Source organism: Leptothrix discophora, from assembly GCF_030705305.1.
GTDB classification, from domain to species: Bacteria; Pseudomonadota; Gammaproteobacteria; order Burkholderiales; family Burkholderiaceae_C; genus Sphaerotilus; species Sphaerotilus discophorus.
This window is the reverse complement of sequence record NZ_JAUZEE010000007.1, coordinates 235,758-253,964: the sequence shown is the minus strand read 5'-3', so window position 1 is coordinate 253,964 and position 18,207 is coordinate 235,758. Positions and strand designations below refer to the sequence as shown.

Genomic DNA, 18,207 nt, shown 5'->3' with positions numbered 1-18,207 from the left:
TCCAGGTGGGTGCCGATGCTTCACGACACTTGACCTTCAAGACGGTTGCTCAGGCGTCGTCCTCACCCAGCGCGCGTGACAGGCGCTGAAGGGCGGCCTCGTCGAGCTGGCCGGCGCGGCGGGCCAGGGTCAGCTGGCGGCGGCCGAGTTCGCGGTAGAAGGCGGCGTGATCGGGGCCCAGCCCGGTCAGGGCCTGGACCTGACGGCGGACGACCGCCGCGTCGCCACGCGCGATCGGGCCGGCCTGGGCGCCCGCGAGGCTGCGCTCGGCGGCGGCGTCCAGCGTCAGGTGGGCCAGCGGCAGCAAGGCGCGCAGCGTCGCCGCCTCGTCGATGCCCAGCGTGCGCCAGACCGACGCGGCCTCGTCCAGCATCGCCAGCAGGTAGCTCGCCGCATAGGCCGCCCCGGCGTGGTACAGCGCCCGCTGGCCCGGTGGCAGGCGCAGCACCGGCAGGCCCAGGGCGGCGGCCAGGGCTTCCAGCTCGGCGCGCAACGCGTCGTCGGATGCCTCGATCGCGACGCTGCTGCCGCGCAGGCGCTGCGCCGCCAGCCGCGGGTCCGAGAAGATCTGCAGCGGATGGAAGCCGGCCACCCGCACCCCCTGGGCCGCCGGGACCTGCAAGGCGCTGGCCACATCGGTCGCGCCGCTCAGGTGCAGCGCCGCCTGGCCCGCACGCCAGCGCAGCGAGGCGGCGGTCGGCGCGATCGCATCGTCCACCACGCTCAGCCAGACCCAGTCGGCGGCCTCGCAGGCGGCCTGGGCGTCCCGCACGCCGGCCGATCCGCCGGCCGCGTTCAGCGTGTCGACCAGCGCCTGCGCCGAGGCCGTCGTCCGGCTGGCCACCGCGACGATGTTGCAGCCAGCGGCCTGCAGCGCCGGCGCGATCACGCGGGCGATGCGGCCGGCGCCGATGAAGGCCATGCGGGGGCGGGCGGAGGACTCGGGTGCAGCGTTCATGGCACCAGTTTGCCGCGCGCCGGCTTGCTGCGAGACTGGCCCTTCCACCGCATCGACGCGCCTGCCATGCCGACCACCGACCTGCCCACCCTCGCCATCGTCGACCACCGCGCCGCCGACGCGCCCGAGCGCTTCTGCGCCAGCCTGCGCGAGACCGGTTTCGCCGCGCTGGTCCACACCCCCGTCGAGCCGGCGCTGGTGCAACAGGTCTGCGACGAATGGCTGGCCTTCTTCGACAGCCCGGCCAAGGCGGCCTATGCCCACGACCCGCAACGGCAGGACGGCTGGTTCGCGCCGGAGGTCTCCGAGACCGCCAAGGGCCACAGCCGCAAGGACCTCAAGGAGTTCTTCCACCTCTACCCCTGGGGCCGCTACCCGGCCGAGGTCAGCGATGCCGCACGCCGCTATGCCCGCCAGGCCGAGGCGCTGGCCGCCTCGCTGCTGGGCTGGGTCGAACGGCACAGCCCGGCCGAGGTCCGCGCCGGCTACAGCGAACCCCTGCCCGGCATGATCGACGGCAGCGACCAGACCCTGCTGCGGGTGCTGCGCTACCCGCCGCTGCGCGGCGACGAGCCGGCCGACGCGCTGCGGGCCGCGCCGCATGAGGACATCAACCTGCTGACCGTGCTGCCGGCGACCAGCGAGCCGGGCCTGGAGGTGCTGGGCCGCGACGGCCGCTGGATCACCGTCCCCTGCGCGGCCGACGCGCCGCAGGGCGGGCTGATCGTCATCAACACCGGCGACATGCTCCAGGAAGCCTCCGGCGGCCACTTCCCGTCGACCACCCACCGCGTCGCCAACCCGACCGGCGAGGCCGCGCGGCGCTCGCGCGTGTCGCTGCCGCTGTTCCTGCACCCGCGCCCGGAGGTCCGCCTGTCGGCCCGTCACACGGCCGGCAGCTACCTGCTGGAGCGGCTGCGCGAACTGGGGCTCAAGCCATGAGCCAGCCAACGGCAACCCCGATGAATACGGCGCTTCCGGCCGGCCTGCTCGATGTGGCGACGCTCCAGCGCCGCCTGCGCGCCTTCTCGGATGCCCGCGGCTGGGAGCCCTACCAGACGCCCAAGAACCTCGCCATGGCGATGGTGGTCGAGGCCGGCGAGCTGGTCGAGATCTTCCAGTGGATGACGCCCGAGGCCTCCGCCCGCGTGGCCGAGCAACCGGACGTGCAGCGCCACCTCGGCGAGGAAATGGCCGACGTGATGGTCTACCTGCTGCAGATCGCCGACCGCTGCGGCATCGACGTCGCCGCGGCCATCGACCGCAAGATGGCGCTCAATGCGGCCAAGTACCCGGCCCCGGCCCCGGCCGATGCGGCCGATCCCACGCCGGTGCTGGGCGCGAACGGCAAGCTGACGGTGCGGGGCACCGACCCGGCCTGAGCGCCCTCAGGCCGCCAGCGCGGCCCTGGCCGAGCGGCGCAGGCCGACCGCGTCGTCCTCGGCCAGCGTGCGGTCGCTGTCCTCGAGGCGGAACATCCGCATCGAGTCGGTGACCGAGGCGACCTGGCCGTTCAGCGTCATCGCCGAGGCCGCCAGCTGCTCGACCATGGCCGCGTTCTGCTGCGTGATCGCGTCCATGTGCGAGACCGCCTCGTTGACCTGCGAGATGCCCAGCTGCTGCTCCTGCGCCGCGTTGCTGATCTCGCCGAGCAGGCTGCTGACGTTGGCGACCGCCTGCAGCGCATCGCCCATGCGGTCGCGCGCGTCGCGGGTCTGCTGGTCACCCTCGGCGACGCGCTCGTGGGCCTCGCCGATCAGCGTGCGGATCTCGCGGGCGGCGGTGGCCGTGCGGGTGGCCAGCGCGCGGACCTCGGCGGCGACGACCGCGAAGCCGCGGCCGGATTCGCCGGCCCGCGCCGCCTCGACCGCCGCGTTCAGCGCCAGCATGTTGGTCTGGAACGAGACCGACTCGATCACGTGCACGATCTCGCCGATGCGATGCGAGGACTCGCGGATCGCCGCCATCGCCTGCGCCACGCCCTGCACCGCATCGTGGCTGCGCTGCGCGACCTCGGCGGTCTCCTGCGCCAGGTGGGCGCCCTGGCGGGCCGACTCGGCGCTCTGCTGGACGGTGCCGTTGATCTGCTCCATCGACGCCGCCGTTTCCTCCAGGCTGCTGGCCTGGGCTTCGGTGCGGCCCGACAGGTCCTGGTTGCCGGCGGCGATCTCGCCGACCGCCGCGCCGACCTGGCGCATCTCGGCCCGGCAGTCGCCGATCAGCGCGTGCAGGTTGACGGTCATCTGCGCCAGCGCCTGCTGGACCTCGCCGAGCGGGCCCGGATCGGTGACGGCCGGCGGCCGCGACAGGTCGCCGGCGGCCAGCCGCTGGGCCTCGCGGGCCAGGCCGCGCAGCTGCTGGCGGGCGTGGTGCTGGCTGGTCCAGGCGGCGGCCAGGGCCAGCAGGGCGGCCAGCGACACCCAGGTCGCGGCCGCCAGCGTCGACGCGGCCAGGCCGACGCTGGCCAGCGTCGCACCCTGCAGCGCCAGCGTGGCCGCGCCGCCCAGCGCATGCCAGCCGTGGGCGACGCGGCGGCGCAGTCGGCCGCCCCAGGTCGCCAGGTGGACGCGGCTGCGGTGCACCACATGGCGCAGCGGCCGGCCGGAGGCGGCTTCGTCGCGCATCTGCACGTAGAGCGCCTCGGCCGCCGCGACACCTTCGCGGCTGGCCGGCGTGCGCACCGACAGGTAGCCGACGATGCGTTCGCCCTGCCGCATCGGCGTCACGTTGGCCTGCACCCAGTAGTGCTCGCCGGACTTGCGGCGGTTCTTCACCAGCCCGGTCCAGGGCAGGCCGGCATCGATGGTCTCCCACAGGTCGCGGAAGGCCTCGGCCGGCATGTCCGGATGCCGCACCAGGTTGTGCGGCTGCCCGAGCAGTTCCTCGCGGGCAAAGCCGCTGACATCGATGAAGGCCTGGTTGCAGTAGGTGATCCGACCCTTGAGGTCGGTCACCGACACCAGCATCCGGTCGGCCGGGACCTTGAATTCTTGACCCGTGACGGGCAGGTTGACGCGCATCGCCGCACTCCAGCAAGGCGCCCCGGGTCGACGACCACGCCCGGACCCCTGTCCCGGCGCAGCTGGAGCGCGAAGCCGGATTGGGCCAGCGGCCACCCCCTCGACATCGCTTGAACAAGACCCGGTTCGACCGCCAGATGCGTGCGGTCCCACACGGCAGGCGCGGTGTTGCGGGCTTGTTCATGACAAGGGCGGGGCGGCGAGGGACGTGCCACGGGCGTCGACGCAGTCGTCGACAGGTCCAGGCCCCTGACGGGTCAGCCAGAAGGCAGGGGCCCTGAATGACCGTCTCTCACCCATGCGGGGGAACACACCTGCGCCGATCTCCATGCAAGCTGGTCCTGCCCCGTCCACAGGACCCGGCGATCGACTGCAAGCAAGACCGATCCACGCTTGCAATTCATAGCACCCAGTGCTACAAAATGGGGAGGCCGGAATGGCCATCTACAAGACGCGATGGTTCGACCGCTGGGCGCGCAAGGAGGGCCTCGGCGACACCCGCCTCGTGGCTGCGATCGATGAAATGTCCAGGGGTCTGGTCGATGCGTTCCTCGGCAGCGGCCTGGTGAAGAAGCGGATCGGCCGACCGGGCCACGGCAAGAGCGGCAGCTTCAGGACGCTGGTCGCCACCAACCAGGGCGACCGCTGGATGTTCGTGTTCGGATTCCCGAAGAATGAACGCGACAACATCGAACCTGACGAGGTCGAGGCCCTGAAGAAGCTGGCGATACACCTGCTGTCGTTGTCAGCCGAAGACGTGGACACGGCACAGCGAGCCGGAGAACTGGTAGAGGTGCAAGGCGATGCGCAAGACGAGATCCCCCATCCTTGAAGCCGTCCTCGAGACGGCGCAGGGGCTGCACAAGGCAGGCGTGATGGACCAGGTCACGCTGCGGGAGTTCGACCCCCTGTGCCTGCCGCCGGTCGAGCCTTTGCCGCCCGAGCAGATCCGGCAGATCCGCGAGTCGGTGCGGGTCAGTCAGGCGGTCTTCGCGCGGCTGCTCAACACCAGCGTCTCGACGGTGCAGAAATGGGAGATCGGCCAGAAGAAGCCGACCGGTACGGCCTTGAAGCTTCTGCACCTGGTGCGCACGCGCGGGCTGGCAGCGATCGCCTGAGAGGCACCGGCACGCGACGCCCTCACCCCGCCAGGCTCGCCCGCCAGGCCCGCCAGCCGCCGTATGCGCTGATGTCGCGTGCCCCCGCCAGGCCGCTGGCCTCGCAGATGAAGCCGGGCACCTCGCTGCCGTCGGCCAGCAGGGTGCGGCCGATGCCCAGCGGCGCGGGGATGGCGGCGACGAAGCTGCCGAAGGCGGTGGCCGGGAGTTCCCAGACCTCGACCTCGATGGCGACGCCGCGCGGTGTCGTGCCGTCTGTCGCGCCGCCTGGTGAAGCGCCCTCGGCCACGCGCTGCAGGCCGGGGCGCTTGCCGTCGGGCAGCGCGTACAGGCGGTAGACCGGCGCGGTGTGCGTGGCGGCGACCAGGCGGGCGCCGCGCGAGGTCAGCTGCGGGTTGAGCGGCTGGCCCGACAGGTGCGCGCCGCAGACCGCCACGCGGACCTGGCCGGATGGCGTCTCGTTGGCCGGTGCCGGGACGGGCGCGGTCGGCAGCGGGTGGCCGGTTGCACCCAGCGTCGCCGCCGGTCCGGTCAGCGCGGCCTGCCAGCGGGCCGCCAGGCGCAGCAACGGCACGTCCTGGTGGGCCGGCGCGAACACGGTGATGCCGAAGGGACGGCCGGGACGGCCGGGCGCGCCGGCCAGCCAGCCCGAGGGCAACGCCACGGCGGCGCAGTCCAGCAGGTTCATGAAGTTGGTGTAGACGCCCAGCTCGCTGTTGCGCACGATGGGCTCGGCCCGCATCGCGTCGATCGTCGGGTGGCCCGGCGCGGTCGGCGTCAGCACGGCGTCGACCTGGGACCAGACCGCGTCACAGCGCCGCCGCAGCGCGAGCAGGCGGACCTGCGCGGCATAGGCGTCGGCCGCCAGCAGCGCCTTGCCGCCCAGCGTGATCTCGCGTGTGACCGGGAAGACGGCCTCGGGCTGGCGCTCGATGAAGTCGCGGATGGCGCCGTAGCGCTCGGCCACCCACGGCCCCTCGTAGAGCAGCCGGGCGGTCTCGTAGAAGGGCTCGAAGTCCAGCTCGACCAGTTCGGCGCCGAGCGCGCGGGCCTGTTCGATCGCGGCGTCGAAGGCCGCCTCGCAGGCCGGCTCGGTCCAGATCCGCTGGTCGCGGCGCGGCACGCCCAGGCGCGGCTGCGGAGCGCGGCCGATGTCGTGGCCGTGCGGCTGCGTGGCCCGGCTGCACGGGTCCTCGGCATCGAAGCCCTGCGCGACGGCCAGCACGGCCGCCGCATCGTCGGCCGTCAGCGCGAAGACCGAGACCACGTCCAGCGTCTGGCAGGCCGGCAGCACGCCGCGCGTCGACAGCAGGCCGCGCGTCGGCTTGAGGCCGACCAGCTGGTTGAAGGCGGCCGGCACGCGGCCCGATCCGGCCGTGTCGGTGCCGAGGCTGAAGCTGACCTGGCCACGCGCGACCGAGACCGCCGAGCCGGCGCTCGACCCGCCCGAGACGAAGTCCGGATCGAAGGCGTTGCGGCAGGCACCGTAGGGCGACCGCGTGCCGTTCAGGCCGGTGGCGAACTGGTCCAGGTTGGTCTTGCCGACCACCAGCGCGCCGGCGTCCACCAGGCGCTGCACCACCGTCGCGCTGCGGGCGGGCTCGTAGGCGTAGGCGGGGCAGCCGGCGGTGGTCGGCAGGCCCTCGACGTCGATGTTGTCCTTGACCGCGAAGGGCACGCCCCACAGCGGCAGCGTGGCCGGGTCGCGCGCCATCAGCGCCCGGGCCCGCGCGCGCAGGGTCTCGGGCGGGACCCGGCTGATCCAGGCGTGGTGGACGTCCTCGCCTGCGGTCGCGGCAAGCACCTGCTCGACCACCTGCAGCGGGTCGCGCCGGCCGGCGAGGTAGTCCGCGCGCAGGGTCGCGAGGTCCAGGGATGGCGCGCTCATCGTGTCGTCCTCTCGTCGTTGGTGTGGTCGTTGGTGTGGTCGTCCGCGTCATGGGCCACGTCGTCGGTCTCGATGACCGCCACCGCCTGTCCGGCGGCCACCGCGCCGCCCTCGCGGCACAGCAGCCGCAGCAGTCGGCCGTCGACCGGCGCGGCCACGCCGAACTCCATCTTCATGCTCTCGACCACCAGCAGCGGCTGGCCGGCCTGCACCCGCTCGCCGGGCTCGGCCAGCAGCTTCCAGACGCTGCCCGGCACCGGGCTGGCGACCGCGCGCGCGCCGGGCGGCAGGGCCTGCTCGTCGGTCGGTGCGGCGGCCAGGTCGGCCTCGGCGACATGCTCGGCCTGGCCGGCGGCGCGCCAGCGCTCGCGCTCGGCCGCGAAGGCCGCGCGCTGGCTAGCGCGGAAGGCGGCGATGGACTCGGCCTGCCCGTCCAGGAAGGCCTGGTAGTCGCGCAGCGAGAAGCGCCCCGGCTCGGTCCGCAGCCGGTGCCGGCCGGCCGGGAAGTCGCGCCGGATGCGCGCCAGCTCGTCGCCGTCGACGGGGTAGAAGCGGATCTGGTCGAAGAAGCGCAGCAGCCAGGGCTTGCCGGGCTCGACATCGGCCACGCCGTCGCCGGCATCGCGCCAGCGGTTCCACATCTGCAGCGTGCGGCCGACGAACTGGTAGCCGCCGGGGCCTTCCATGCCGTAGACACACAGGTAGGCCCCGCCGATGCCGACCGCGTTCTCCGGCGTCCAGGTGCGCGCCGGGTTGTACTTGGTCGTCACCAGCCGGTGGCGCGGGTCCAGCGGCGTGGCCACCGGCGCGCCGAGGTAGACATCGCCCAGGCCCAGCACCAGGTAGCGCGCATCGAACACGGTGCGGAACACGTCGTCGATGCCGGCCAGCCCGTTGATGCGGCGGATGAACTCGATGTTGCTCGGGCACCAGGGCGCATCCGGCCGGACCGACTGCATGTACTTCTCGATCGCCAGCCGCGTGCTCGGGTCGTCCCAGGACAGCGGCAGCCAGACCGTGCGCGAAGGCACCGACAGGTCGTCGGTCGGGCCGAGCGCGTCGTCCAGCCCGGCCAGCAGCGCGAGCAGCGCGTCGCGGCCGAGCAGGCGCGGGTCGTGGTGGACCTGCAGGCTGCGGATGCCTGGCGTCAGGTCGATCACGCCGCGCAGCGTGCCAGCCTCGCGGCGGGCCTCGATCGCGTTCATCAGCGCGTGGACCCGCAGCCGCAGCGCGATGTCGAGCACCGGCTCGCCGTATTCGAGCAGCAGGTAGCGGTCGCCCGACTGACGGATCACGCGGGCCGGCCGGCCCGGCTCGCCGGCCCGCTCGGACAGGATCGCGGCCTGGCCGGTCGGCGCGTGGGTCGAAGCGGGCAGTTCCGGCAAGGGCGAGGCCAGCGTCGCCAGCGCTGCATCGAGCTGCTCATGCAGGCTCAGCGCCTGAGCCAGGGACAGCGGCACGAAGCGCAGCGTGTCGCCGGGCCGCAGCTGGCCAAGCTTCCAGCGCTCGCCGGCCACCACCACGGCCGGGCAGACGAAGCCGCCCAGGCTGGGGCCGTCCGGTCCGAGGATGACCGGCATGTCGCCGGTGTAGTCGACCGCGCCGATCGCATAGGCGTTGTCGTGCAGGTTGGACGGGTGCAGGCCAGCCTCGCCGCCGTCCGGCCGGGCCCAGGTCGGCTTCGGGCCGATCAGGCGCACCCCCGTGCGGCTGGAGTTGTGGTGGACCTGCCAGTCGGTCGCGTAGAAGGTGGCGATGTCCTCGGGCGTGAAGAAGTCGGGCGCGCCATGCGGGCCGTCCAGCACGCCGATGCGCCAGTGCCGGCCGGGTGCGGGCAAGGCCAGCGCCGGAACCTCGAAGCACGGCGCCTCGGTGCAGCCGGCCTCGCCGCCGACCGGCAGCAGGTCGCCGACCCGCAGGTTGCGCCCGCCGTGGCCGCCGAACTGGCCGAGCGTGAAGGTGGCACGGCTGCCCAGGTAGGTCGGCACGTCGAAGCCGCCGCGCACGGCCAGGAAGGCGCGCGCGCCCGCCTCCAGCGCACCGAGCTGCAGGCGGGCACCGGCCGGCAGCTCGTGGGCGCGGCCGGGCGCCAGCGGCAGGCGTCGGCCATCGATCTCCAGCGTCATCGGCATCGGCGCACCGGCCAGCGCGACCACCAGCGGCTGCAGGCAGCGCAGCGCCGGCCCGGCCAGCGTGCATTCGAGCGTGGCCGCATCGGCCGGGTTGCCGACCAGGCGGTTGGCCAGCCGATGCCCCAGCTCATCCATCGGGCCGGAGGGCGGCACGCCGACATGCCAGTAGCCCTGCCGGCCGGGCCAGTCCTGCACGCTGGTCATGACGCCGCCGTCGAGCACCTCGATGGCGCGCGGTGCGGGCCGGAAGTCGGCCAGCGTCGCGGTGACGACCTCGCCGCGCTCGAACACCGGCGACGCGGCCAGCGCGCGCAGGTAGTCCAGGTTGGTGGCGATGCCGCCCAGGCGGGTCGCGGCCAGCGCGGTGCGCAGCCGGGCCAGCGCATCGGCACGGTCGCGGCCGGTGACGATCAGCTTGGCCAGCATCGGGTCGTAGTGCGGCGGGACCTCGGTGCCGCGCGCGACCCAGCCGTCCAGCCGCACGCCGTCCTGGCCGGCGGGCCAGACCACCTCGGTCAGCAGGCCGGCGCTGGGCTGGAAGTCGCGGGCCGGGTCCTCGGCATAGAGCCGCACCTGGATGGCCGCGCCGCGCGGCTCGGGCGCGACCAGCTCGAAGGATTCGCCACGCGCCAGCCGCACCATCCACTCGACCAGGTCGACCCCGGTGACCTGCTCGGTCACGCCGTGCTCGACCTGCAGCCGGGTGTTGACCTCCAGGAAGTGGAAGTGGCCGCTGTCGGCATCGAGCACGAACTCGACCGTGCCGGCCGAGCGGTAGCTCACCGCCTGAGCCAGCCGGACCGCGCAGGCGCACAGCTCGGCGCGGGTGGCCGCATCCAGGTGTGGCGCGGGCGTTTCCTCGACCACCTTCTGGTGGCGGCGCTGGGCCGAGCAGTCGCGCTCGCCGAGCGCGACGACCTGGCCACGACCGTCGCCGAAGACCTGCACCTCGATGTGGCGGGCCCGGGTGATGAACTTCTCGACGTAGAGGCCGGCGTCCTTGAAATTGGCCTGTGCCAGCCGCTGCACCGAGGCCCAGGCCTGCGCCAGCGCGGCCTCGTCGTCGACCCGCCGCATGCCGATGCCGCCGCCGCCGGCGGTGCTCTTGAGCATCACCGGATAGCCGATCCGCCCGGCCGCCACGCGCGCCGAGTCCAGGTCGGCCAGCAGGCCGGTGCCGGGCAACAGCGGCACGCCGTGCTCGGAGGCCAGCGAGCGCGCGGTGTGCTTGAGGCCGAAGGCGCGCATCTGCGCCGGGCTCGGGCCGATGAAGGCGATGCCGGCGTCCTCGCAGGCCTGGGCGAAGGCCGGGTTCTCGCTCAGGAAGCCGTAGCCGGGATGGATGGCGCCGGCGCCGGTCTCGCGTGCGGCGGCCAGGATGCGCGCGCCGTCGAGGTAGCTCTGCGCCGCCGGGGCCGGGCCGATGCAGACGGCCGCATCGGCCAGCCGCACATGGGCCGCATCCGCATCGGCCTCGGAATGCACCGCCACCGCGCGCAGGCCCATGGCCCGCAGCGTGCGGATGATGCGGACCGCGATCGCGCCGCGGTTGGCGATCAGTACGGTGTCGAAACTCATCTTCTGCTCACCTGCGGATGTTCGACCGGCGTGTCCCAGAACAGGAACTCGACCGGGGTCGGGTGGTAGGCGTTGCAGGGGTTGTTGAGCTGCGGGCAGTTGGAGACCAGCATGTGCAGGTCCATGTGGGCCGTCAGCTCGACGTACTTGCCCGGTGCGCTGACGCCGTCGGCGAAGGTCAGGCGGCCGTCGGCGGTGACCGGCACGTTCATGAAGAAGTTGATGTTGGGCACCAGGTCGCGCTTGCCCAGGCCGACGTCGGCCTGCTGCAGCGCGAGCAGGTAGTTGTCCCGGCAGTTGTGCATGAACTTCTTCTGCAGCGCGTAGCGCACGGTGTTGCTCTCGGCCGCGCAGGCGCCGCCGAGCGTGTCGTGGCGGCCGCAGGTGTCGGCGCTGATGGTGAGCATCGGCCGGCCGAGGTTGCTCGTCAGCACCGAGCCGGTGGTCAGGTAGATGCCGCCCTGGGCCAGCAGCGTGTCGGTCGCGCTGTAGTGCTCGGCCGGGTCATGCCGGTTGTAGAAGATCACGTCGACGGCCTGGTTGCCTTCGAGGTCGACGATGCGCAGCGTCTGGCCGGCGTCGACCGGGGTGAACCACGGTTCGCCGGCGGCCTGGCGATGGCGTCGCACGGCGGCGGCGGGGTCGAGCGCGCTTTCCTGGAAACGCAGGGCGCTGGCGGGGGATGCGGTCATGTCGGTCTCCTGGAGCGGCTCAGCTCAGCGCGAACACGTCGCTGTTGTGCAGCGCACGGGCGCATTCGGGCCGGTGCCGGCGGCAGACGTCGTCGGGGCCGGCCGGGCCGCGCCGCCAGGCCGCCACGCAGACCTTGCCGGGCGCGTAGCCGGGCCGCAGGTCCAGCGCATGCGGGGCGGTGCTGATGGCGACGATCACGTCCATGTCCATGCGCAGCTCGACCGCATGGCCCTGCACCGCACGGTCGGCATCGAAGGCGAAACGCCCGTGTTCATCGACCGTCACGCGGCTGAACAGGTTGACCGGCGCGACCTGGTCGCGCAGCGTCAGGCCGTGCTTGCCGGTCTCGACCAGCAGGCCGTCGCGGCCGCTGCGGTGCATCGCGTTGCGGTGGGTCTCGTAGCGCTGGACGCCGTGGCGGGCCTCCATCGTCGGCGTGTCCAGCAGCGCGCCGAACGGGTCGTGCCAGCCCAGGGTGTCGTGCGTGAACGAGGCCAGCGAGCGGCCCATGTCGCTCATCAGCACATGGCCGGTGCTGTAGTGCGCGGTGTGTTGCGCCTTCAGGCTGTCGGGCATGTTGTAGCGCTCCAGCGGGTTGTGCGCGGCGTAGAGCACGACCGAGCAGTTGGCGCGCGCATCCAGCGCGATGAAGCGCAGCGCGGTGCCGCGCGACAGCCGCCAGCTCCAGTGGCAGCCGCCGGGCACGACCTCGCTCCAGATCACGCGTTCGGCCGGCAGCTCGGGGGCATGGCGTTGCCACAGCGGCAGCGCGTCGACCGGCTGCTCCGGCGGGGGGTTGTCGACGGTGTGCGGGGCATGAAGGAGGGCGTTCATGGCGTCCATTCCTGGCGGGGGGTCAGGGGTCAGGGGTCGGGGATCAGCGGGTCAGGTCCAGCGTCGCGGCCTGCGAGAGCTGGTCGAGCAGTTCGTGGTCGGTCTGCATGCCGGAGGTGGCGCGGATGCGCGCGAGCACCTCGCGCTTGAGCGCGACGAATTCGGGCGCGAGCTTCATGTCCTGGCTGCGGCGCGCACCCAGCGGCACCGCGTGGATGCTGTCGATGCGGCCCGGACGCGGGGCCATCAGCACGACGCGCTGGCCGAGGTAGAGCGCCTCCTCGACGTCGTGCGTGACGAAGACGATGGTGGTGCGTTCCAGCCGGTGCACGTGCAGGATCAGGTCGTGCATGACCTCGCGGGTCTGCGCGTCGAGCGCGCCGAAGGGCTCGTCCATCAGCAGCACCGGCGGGCGGCTCATCAGCGCCCGCGCGATCGCCACGCGCTGCTGCATGCCGCCCGACAGCTGGCTCGGGTAGGCCCGCGCGACATGGCCCAGGCCCATCAGGCGCAGCAGTGCATCGGCCCGGCCGGAGGCGGCCTCGACGTCCGCGCTGCTGCGGTCCTGCGTGTGCACGGCCAGCCGGCGGCTGAACTTGATGTTGTCCATGACCGTCAGCCAGGGGTAGAGGCTGTAGTGCTGGAACACCATCGCGCGGTCCGGGCCGGGGCCGTCCACCGGCCGGCCGTCGACCACCAGCTCGCCGGCATCGTGATGCTCCAGCCCGCCGATGGTGCGCAGCAGGGTCGACTTGCCGCAGCCGGAGGCGCCGACCAGCGTGACGAACTCGTTCGGCGCGATCGCCAGGTCGATGTGCTGCAGCGCGGTCATGCGCGTCTTGGCGTGGCCGTAGTGCTTCCACAGGCCGGTGCAGCGGATGTGGGCGGCCGGCGCGGTCGGCATCGTGTCGGTGTGGCTCATCGGGTGATCCTGTCGATCGGTCGGTCGATGCCGGCTCAGTGCCGCGCCACCAGCCAGGGGAAGGCCCTGCGGTGCAGCCAGCGGAAGCCCTGGTCCATCGCCAGGCCGATCGCGCCGATCAGCAGGATGCCGGCGAAGATCTGGTCGGTCTGCAGGTAGCGCTGGGCCTTCAGGATCGCGTAGCCCAGGCCCGAGTTGGCGGCCACCAGCTCGGCCACGACCAGGTAGGTCCAGGCCCAGCCCATGGTGATGCGCAGCGTGTCCAGCAGGGCCGGCTTGGCCGACGGCAGGATGACCTGTTCGAGCAGCTCGCGGCGGGTCGCGCCCATGGTCTGGGCGGCCTCGATCTGAGACATCGGCACGCGCTTCACGTCCTCGGCCACCATCAGCACCATCTGGAAGAAGGTGCCGATGAAGATGACCGCGACCTTGGAGCTCTCCTCGATCCCGAACCACAGCATCACCAGCGGGATGAAGGCCACCGCCGGCATGTAGCGGATGAAGTCGGTCAAGGGTTCCAGCAGGGCCTGCACGCCACGGTAGCTGCCGATCAGCAGGCCCAGCGGCAGGGCCAGCACGGCCGACAGCGCCCAGCCGGTGACGACGCGCCAGACGCTCACGCCGACGTCGCCGGCCAGGTCGCCCTCGATCGCCCAGCGCAGCGCGCGCTGCACCACGCTCCAGGGGCCGGGCAGGAAGACCGGGTCGTTGGCCTCGCGCAGCGTCAGCAGCTGCCAGCCCAGCAGCGGCAGCAGCAGGCCGATCAGCGCAAGCACCCAGTAGGCCGAGGTCGGGATGGCCTGCCGGACCTGCCACAGCCGGATCGGGCGGCGGCGCTCGGGCGGCGGCGGTTGGACGGGGTTCATGGCGGATGACTCAGGCAGGGTTGCGGCCGGAAGACCCGATCGCCGCGTTGACATCGGCCGGCAGCAGGGCACGCCACGGACCGTCCGGCGGCGTGGCATGGCCTTCGAGCCAGGGCAGGGTCGAGCACCGCACGGTCCAGCCCTCGGCGGTCTGCTCGGCCAGGCTGATCTCGCAGTCGGCGGCGGCCAGCAGCGCGTTGCGGGCGATGCGCTGGTCGGTTGCCACCGCATGGCGCACCGTGCGCGTGCTGGCGGCGTCCAGTTGCCGGGCGCGCAGCGTGATCTGCCAGCGGCCGCAGCGGATGCGCAGCCGGCTGGGCGGCGTGCCGGGTGGCTCATCGGCCGAGCCTTCGGCGGACCAGCCGGGGCCCGTGTCCTCGCGCACCCAGCGCTCGTCGTAGTCGGCCTGCAGGCCCCACTCGTCCAGGCCCCCGGCATCGAAGCGCAGGCCGCCGACGTCGGCGATGCGGCTTTCGGCATGGTCGATGCGGCGCAGCCAGCGGCAGCTCGCCACGCGGTCATCGGCCACGCCGTCGACCACGGTCAGGCCGGCAAAGCCTTCCTGCGTCAGCAGCCAGCGCAGCTGCGACTCGCTGCAGTCCTGCAGCGAGCCCACGCCGCCGAAATCCGGTCGCCCGGCCGGCACGCGCAGGTCGGCATGCCAGTGCGGCGTCTGCAGCCACCAGACGGCGGTGCTGCGGTCGTCCAGCGTGCTGCCGGTGCCCGACGGCACGCGCAGCCGGGTGCGGCGCCAGAGGCCTTGCAGGCACTCGGGAACCGGTGCGACGAGGGGGGCGAGAGGAGACATCAGGCCTCCCGCCGGGCCGCCCCAAGGGAGGCCTGCGCCCCCCCGGGGGGCAGCGAACGAAGTGAGCGTGGGGGCTTCATCTCAGATGGCGGTGAGAAAGGACACGCCATACGCGCCGCGGAAGGCATCGGCCCGATCGGGCCCGCTGCCGACCACGCCGTAGTCGTCCTCCAGCACCCGGCTCAGGCGGTGCCGGTGGTAGCTGCGCAGGTAGCGCGCCATCGGCAGCGTCTGGGCATGGCCCTCGGGATCGCCGGCGGCTTCGGGATAGAGGGCGGCGTGCAACGCCGGCAGGCGGTGCCAGGGCTCGATGGGTCGTTCGTGGTGCGCGTTGTGGAAGGCGAAGTTCAGCAGCAGCAGGTTCAGCCACGGCCAGCGCGTCGACACCAGGTTGCTGTAGGTGTTGGCCTGTTCGTAGGCGTGATCGCGTGGCGGCGCACCGGGGGCGACCGGCGGCAGCGGGGCCTTGGGGTCGAGCAGCGCGAAGCCCTCGTAGGTGTGCTGGTAGGCGTCGGCGTAGCGCAGCACCGTGACCATCAGCAGCCAGGCCACCGTGTAGCCGGCCAGCGCCCACGGCGAGGCCCAGGCCAGCAGCGCGAAGGCGGCCAGGCGCAGGGCCAGCACCAACAGCACGCGGCGGCGGCGGTCGCGCCGCTCGGCCACGATGAAGGGCTGCACGATCACGTAGCCGTGCATCAGCACCTCGATCGCCGGGACATGGGCCCACTCGCAGGCGAGCACCAGCCGGCGCCGCCAGGCCGGGCCGTTGCGCAGGAAGGCGCGCACGTCGAAGGTGATGACGTCGGCCCGGTCGACGTGGTGGCGCATGTGCTTGTGGCGCAGGTCCTCGAAGCGGGCGTAGGCGCTGCCGGCCAGCCAGCTCATGGCCTCGCCCCAGCGCCGGTTCGCCGCCGGGTCGCGGAAGATGCTGTGATGGGCGAACTCGTGCAGGAAGTAGGCCGACAGGATCATCGCGTGAGCCAGTCCCAGCGTGCCGATGACGCGTGCGGCCGCCGGCCCTGTCACCAGCAAGGCCAGGCTGCCGGCCCAGCAGGCCAGCAGCCAGCCCAGCGCCAGCGTGTTGGGCCAGGCGCCGTCGGCATGGCGCCAGCGCGAGGCCCGGCGCGGCGCGGCCACGAGGCGGTCGGACGTGCTCATGGCGTGCTCCCACTCATGGCGTGCTCCCGCTCAGGGCGCCAGGGCCTTGACGAACTGGGCGTCGAAGGTCGCCTCGGTGGCCGGGATCGCCGTGATCTGGCCCTTGTCCTTGAGGATCTTGCCGATCACCGCGCCGCTGGCGTAGTACGAGGTCGTGTCCGGCCCCGGCATGAAGGCCTTGCCCATCTCGGCCAGCGGGATGTTGTAGACCCCGGCGAGCTGTTCCTTGACCTCGGCCGGCTTCAGGCCCATGGCCTTGCCGATGAGCTTGTAGGACTCCTCCGGCTTGGCCTTCATGTAGGCCAGGCCGTCGAGGTAGCCCTGGATCACGGCCTTGACGTCGGCCGGGCGCGCCTTGATGGTCTTGTCGCTGAAGACGAGCACGTCGGCGATCAGGCCGGGCGCGTCCTTGGACGAGAACACCACCTTGAACTTCTTGCCGCCGCCCTGCGACAGGATCTGCGAGACGCTGGGTTCGTAGGTCACGCCCACGGGCACCTTGCCCGACGCCATCGCGGCGGGAATGGCCTCGGGCGTCATGTTGACCGGCTTGATGTCCTTCTCGGTCAGGCCGGCCTTGGACATGGCGTAGGCGAGCAGGAAGTCCGATGGCGACAGCGGGTTGAAGGCCACCGCCTTGCCCTTGAGGTCGGCCACGCTCTTGATGCTGGCATCGCCCAGCATCGCGTCGCCGCCGTTGGAATAGTCGATCGGCATGACGACCTTGGCCGAACGGCCCTGCGCCACCTCGCCGATCACCTGGTCGTAGGTCGCGACCACGCCGTCGATCGCACCGCTGGCCATGCCCGGCAGCAGCAGCGCCGGGTCGTTGAAGGTCTGCAGCCTGACCTTCAGGTTGTACTTCTTGAACAGGTCCAGCGCCTCGGCGACGTAGAACGGGCCGTAGCCGATCCACACGGTGGTGCCGATCTTCATCGTCGCCGGCGCGGCCTGCGCGGCGGGGCTCAGCCCGAGTCCGAAGGACGCGGCGAGCGCGACGGCCGCCAGGGCCGAGACCGACGAGCGGCGGGTGCAGGGGGGGGTGCGCATGCGAGGCTCCAAGCGTGGTGAAAGACGAAAGCCGATGGTTCGGGGAAGCCACCTCGCGTCGCGAGGGTCCTCCCGGGCTTTTGTCCCGCCGTGGAGCCTGAGGTCCGTCGAAGCGCACACGGCGCCCCGGGCCTTGAGGCCGGCAGCTCTCGGACCAGTCACCGGTCCGCATGGACCGGCCGGAACCCTAGCCACCCTGGTGGCGACGTGAGGTCGCTTCCCGGCGCAGGGAGATTGCAAGCGGCGTGCCCGTTGCGATCGGCCCTCAGGAAGGGCGGTCGCCCACGGACAGCGGCCCGGCCCTGGCCGACCGGAGGGGCCAACGGGCGCAGATGCTGGTGCGGCCTGCGCCGCCTTGGTGCGCGATGCCCAGGCCGGGCGGTGCGCCCGGTCAGCGGGACACGGAACGTGACACGACGCGCGAGGCGAGGCGCGAGGCCAGGCGCGAGGCGAAGAGCGTCAGCTCGCTCACCAGCGCGGCCGGCTCGGTGACCATCGGGCAGTGGCCGGTGGCGATCTCCCGGACCTCGAAGCCGGGCAGCTCGCGCACCCGCGTGCGCATCGCGGCGATGGTCGGGTAGGCCGGCGCGGTGCAGTCGATGAACAGGCGCGGCAGCGCGGCCCAGCGTGCGCCGTCGAAGGCCAGCGGGTCGCGGTAGGGCCCGAAGGGATGCGGCACCTGGCGGCGCAGCAGCCAGTCGCGGTCGGGCCCGGTGATGCCGAAGTCGGCCGGATCGGGCGGCGGCAAGGCGTGGTCGTTGGCGAGCGCCGCCGCCGTGCGTGCGGCGATCACCTCCGGGCTGTGCTGTTCGCCCCAACCCTCGCCGGGCAGCGGCACCATCGCGTCGACGTAGACGATGCCGCGCACGCGGCCGGGTGCGGCCGCCAGCAAGCGGTCGGCCGCGCCGGTCACGACCATGCCGCCGTAGCTGTGGCCGACCAGCACGACGCCGTCCAGCTCCTCGGCCTCGACCTGCGCGACCACGTCGTCGACGTGGTGGGCCAGCCGGATGCCGGGATGGCGCAGGTGCGCGCGCTCGCCGTCGCCGGTCAGCGTCACCGCATGGACCTCATGGCCGGCCGCACGCAGGGGCCCGAGCACGCGGCGCCAGACCCAGGCCCCGCCCCAGGCGCCGTGGACGAGGACGAGCGGTGCGGGCGTCGGGTGCGGCATGGCGTGGC

16 protein-coding genes and 1 riboswitch are annotated in these 18,207 nt (G+C 72.8%); of the genes, 4 read left to right on the top strand and 12 right to left on the bottom strand.

Annotated elements, in window-relative coordinates; all coding sequences use genetic code 11:
• Positions 1–49: 49 nt before the first annotated feature.
• Complete coding sequence (locus Q8X39_RS14670) at positions 50–958, bottom strand: Rossmann-like and DUF2520 domain-containing protein (RefSeq protein WP_305750424.1); 909 nt, start codon at positions 956–958, stop codon at positions 50–52.
• A 66-nt stretch (positions 959–1,024) separates the two neighbouring features.
• Here Q8X39_RS14670 and Q8X39_RS14665 point away from each other — a divergent pair, with 66 nt between their 5' ends.
• Complete coding sequence (locus Q8X39_RS14665) at positions 1,025–1,900, top strand: 2OG-Fe(II) oxygenase family protein (protein ID WP_305750423.1); 876 nt, start codon at positions 1,025–1,027, stop codon at positions 1,898–1,900.
• A 20-nt stretch (positions 1,901–1,920) separates the two neighbouring features.
• On the top strand, positions 1,921–2,340 hold the full coding sequence (locus Q8X39_RS14660) for a nucleotide pyrophosphohydrolase (RefSeq protein ID WP_305750422.1): 420 nt from the start codon (positions 1,921–1,923) through the stop codon (positions 2,338–2,340).
• A 6-nt stretch (positions 2,341–2,346) separates the two neighbouring features.
• On the opposite strand, the gene Q8X39_RS14655 is transcribed toward Q8X39_RS14660, so the two are convergent.
• Positions 2,347–3,978 carry a methyl-accepting chemotaxis protein gene (locus Q8X39_RS14655; RefSeq protein WP_305750421.1) on the bottom strand — a complete coding sequence of 544 codons (1,632 nt, stop codon included), beginning with the start codon at positions 3,976–3,978 and terminating at the stop codon, positions 2,347–2,349.
• Positions 3,979–4,414: 436 nt separating this feature from the next.
• Here Q8X39_RS14655 and Q8X39_RS14650 point away from each other — a divergent pair, with 436 nt between their 5' ends.
• Positions 4,415–4,810 (top strand): type II toxin-antitoxin system RelE/ParE family toxin, encoded by a 396-nt coding sequence (locus Q8X39_RS14650; RefSeq protein ID WP_305750420.1) that lies wholly within the window; start codon positions 4,415–4,417, stop codon positions 4,808–4,810.
• Positions 4,782–5,096, top strand: coding sequence for a helix-turn-helix domain-containing protein (locus Q8X39_RS14645; protein ID WP_305750419.1), 315 nt, complete (start codon positions 4,782–4,784; stop codon positions 5,094–5,096). The genes Q8X39_RS14650 and Q8X39_RS14645 overlap by 29 nt, the downstream gene beginning before the upstream one ends.
• Positions 5,097–5,118: 22 nt before the next feature.
• Here the strand turns inward: Q8X39_RS14645 and atzF are convergent, their stop codons facing one another.
• From atzF to Q8X39_RS14595, 10 genes are all read right to left on the bottom strand, one after another.
• Positions 5,119–6,984 (bottom strand): allophanate hydrolase, encoded by a 1,866-nt coding sequence (gene atzF, locus Q8X39_RS14640; RefSeq protein WP_305750418.1) that lies wholly within the window; start codon positions 6,982–6,984, stop codon positions 5,119–5,121.
• Positions 6,981–10,694, bottom strand: a complete 3,714-nt coding sequence (gene uca, locus Q8X39_RS14635; protein ID WP_305750417.1) for an urea carboxylase — start codon at positions 10,692–10,694, stop codon at positions 6,981–6,983. The genes atzF and uca overlap by 4 nt, the downstream gene beginning before the upstream one ends.
• A complete protein-coding gene (locus tag Q8X39_RS14630; RefSeq protein WP_305750416.1) occupies positions 10,691–11,386 on the bottom strand; it encodes an urea amidolyase associated protein UAAP2 in 696 nt (231 codons plus the stop codon). Before Q8X39_RS14630 ends, uca begins: the two co-directional genes overlap by 4 nt.
• Positions 11,387–11,405: 19 nt before the next feature.
• Entirely contained in the window at positions 11,406–12,221 is an 816-nt protein-coding gene (locus tag Q8X39_RS14625) for an urea amidolyase associated protein UAAP1 (protein ID WP_305750415.1), read from the bottom strand.
• Between the two features lie 43 nt (positions 12,222–12,264).
• The gene (locus Q8X39_RS14620) at positions 12,265–13,143 is read right to left on the bottom strand and encodes an ABC transporter ATP-binding protein (RefSeq protein ID WP_305750414.1); all 879 of its coding nucleotides are present in this window, start codon (positions 13,141–13,143) and stop codon (positions 12,265–12,267) included.
• 35 nt (positions 13,144–13,178) lie between these two features.
• On the bottom strand, positions 13,179–14,009 hold the full coding sequence (locus Q8X39_RS14615; RefSeq protein WP_305750413.1) for an ABC transporter permease: 831 nt from the start codon (positions 14,007–14,009) through the stop codon (positions 13,179–13,181).
• 10 nt (positions 14,010–14,019) lie between these two features.
• Positions 14,020–14,817, bottom strand: coding sequence for a hypothetical protein (locus Q8X39_RS14610; protein WP_305750412.1), 798 nt, complete (start codon positions 14,815–14,817; stop codon positions 14,020–14,022).
• Positions 14,818–14,898: 81 nt separating this feature from the next.
• Positions 14,899–15,975, bottom strand: coding sequence for a fatty acid desaturase (locus Q8X39_RS14605; protein ID WP_305750411.1), 1,077 nt, complete (start codon positions 15,973–15,975; stop codon positions 14,899–14,901).
• Between the two features lie 30 nt (positions 15,976–16,005).
• Complete coding sequence (locus Q8X39_RS14600) at positions 16,006–17,025, bottom strand: ABC transporter substrate-binding protein (protein ID WP_305750410.1); 1,020 nt, start codon at positions 17,023–17,025, stop codon at positions 16,006–16,008.
• Positions 17,026–17,092: 67 nt separating this feature from the next.
• A riboswitch (guanidine-I (ykkC/yxkD leader) is annotated at positions 17,093–17,227 on the bottom strand.
• A gap of 189 nt (positions 17,228–17,416) precedes the next feature.
• Positions 17,417–18,199 carry an alpha/beta fold hydrolase gene (locus tag Q8X39_RS14595; RefSeq protein ID WP_305750409.1) on the bottom strand — a complete coding sequence of 261 codons (783 nt, stop codon included), beginning with the start codon at positions 18,197–18,199 and terminating at the stop codon, positions 17,417–17,419.
• Positions 18,200–18,207 lie beyond the last annotated feature (8 nt).

What these genes read in the sequence shown, in the direction of transcription:
- Q8X39_RS14670 (WP_305750424.1), bottom strand. Translation starts at nt 958, where the DNA reads ATGAACGCTGCACCCGAGTCCTCCGCCCGCCCCCGCATGGCCTTCATC.
- Q8X39_RS14665 (WP_305750423.1), top strand. Translation starts at nt 1,025, where the DNA reads ATGCCGACCACCGACCTGCCCACCCTCGCCATCGTCGACCACCGCGCC.
- Q8X39_RS14660 (WP_305750422.1), top strand. Translation starts at nt 1,921, where the DNA reads ATGAATACGGCGCTTCCGGCCGGCCTGCTCGATGTGGCGACGCTCCAG.
- Q8X39_RS14655 (WP_305750421.1), bottom strand. Translation starts at nt 3,978, where the DNA reads ATGCGCGTCAACCTGCCCGTCACGGGTCAAGAATTCAAGGTCCCGGCC.
- Q8X39_RS14650 (WP_305750420.1), top strand. Translation starts at nt 4,415, where the DNA reads ATGGCCATCTACAAGACGCGATGGTTCGACCGCTGGGCGCGCAAGGAG.
- Q8X39_RS14645 (WP_305750419.1), top strand. Translation starts at nt 4,782, where the DNA reads ATGCGCAAGACGAGATCCCCCATCCTTGAAGCCGTCCTCGAGACGGCG.
- atzF (WP_305750418.1), bottom strand. Translation starts at nt 6,984, where the DNA reads ATGAGCGCGCCATCCCTGGACCTCGCGACCCTGCGCGCGGACTACCTC.
- uca (WP_305750417.1), bottom strand. Translation starts at nt 10,694, where the DNA reads ATGAGTTTCGACACCGTACTGATCGCCAACCGCGGCGCGATCGCGGTC.
- Q8X39_RS14630 (WP_305750416.1), bottom strand. Translation starts at nt 11,386, where the DNA reads ATGACCGCATCCCCCGCCAGCGCCCTGCGTTTCCAGGAAAGCGCGCTC.
- Q8X39_RS14625 (WP_305750415.1), bottom strand. Translation starts at nt 12,221, where the DNA reads ATGAACGCCCTCCTTCATGCCCCGCACACCGTCGACAACCCCCCGCCG.
- Q8X39_RS14620 (WP_305750414.1), bottom strand. Translation starts at nt 13,143, where the DNA reads ATGAGCCACACCGACACGATGCCGACCGCGCCGGCCGCCCACATCCGC.
- Q8X39_RS14615 (WP_305750413.1), bottom strand. Translation starts at nt 14,009, where the DNA reads ATGAACCCCGTCCAACCGCCGCCGCCCGAGCGCCGCCGCCCGATCCGG.
- Q8X39_RS14610 (WP_305750412.1), bottom strand. Translation starts at nt 14,817, where the DNA reads ATGTCTCCTCTCGCCCCCCTCGTCGCACCGGTTCCCGAGTGCCTGCAA.
- Q8X39_RS14605 (WP_305750411.1), bottom strand. Translation starts at nt 15,975, where the DNA reads ATGAGCACGTCCGACCGCCTCGTGGCCGCGCCGCGCCGGGCCTCGCGC.
- Q8X39_RS14600 (WP_305750410.1), bottom strand. Translation starts at nt 17,025, where the DNA reads ATGCGCACCCCCCCCTGCACCCGCCGCTCGTCGGTCTCGGCCCTGGCG.
- Q8X39_RS14595 (WP_305750409.1), bottom strand. Translation starts at nt 18,199, where the DNA reads ATGCCGCACCCGACGCCCGCACCGCTCGTCCTCGTCCACGGCGCCTGG.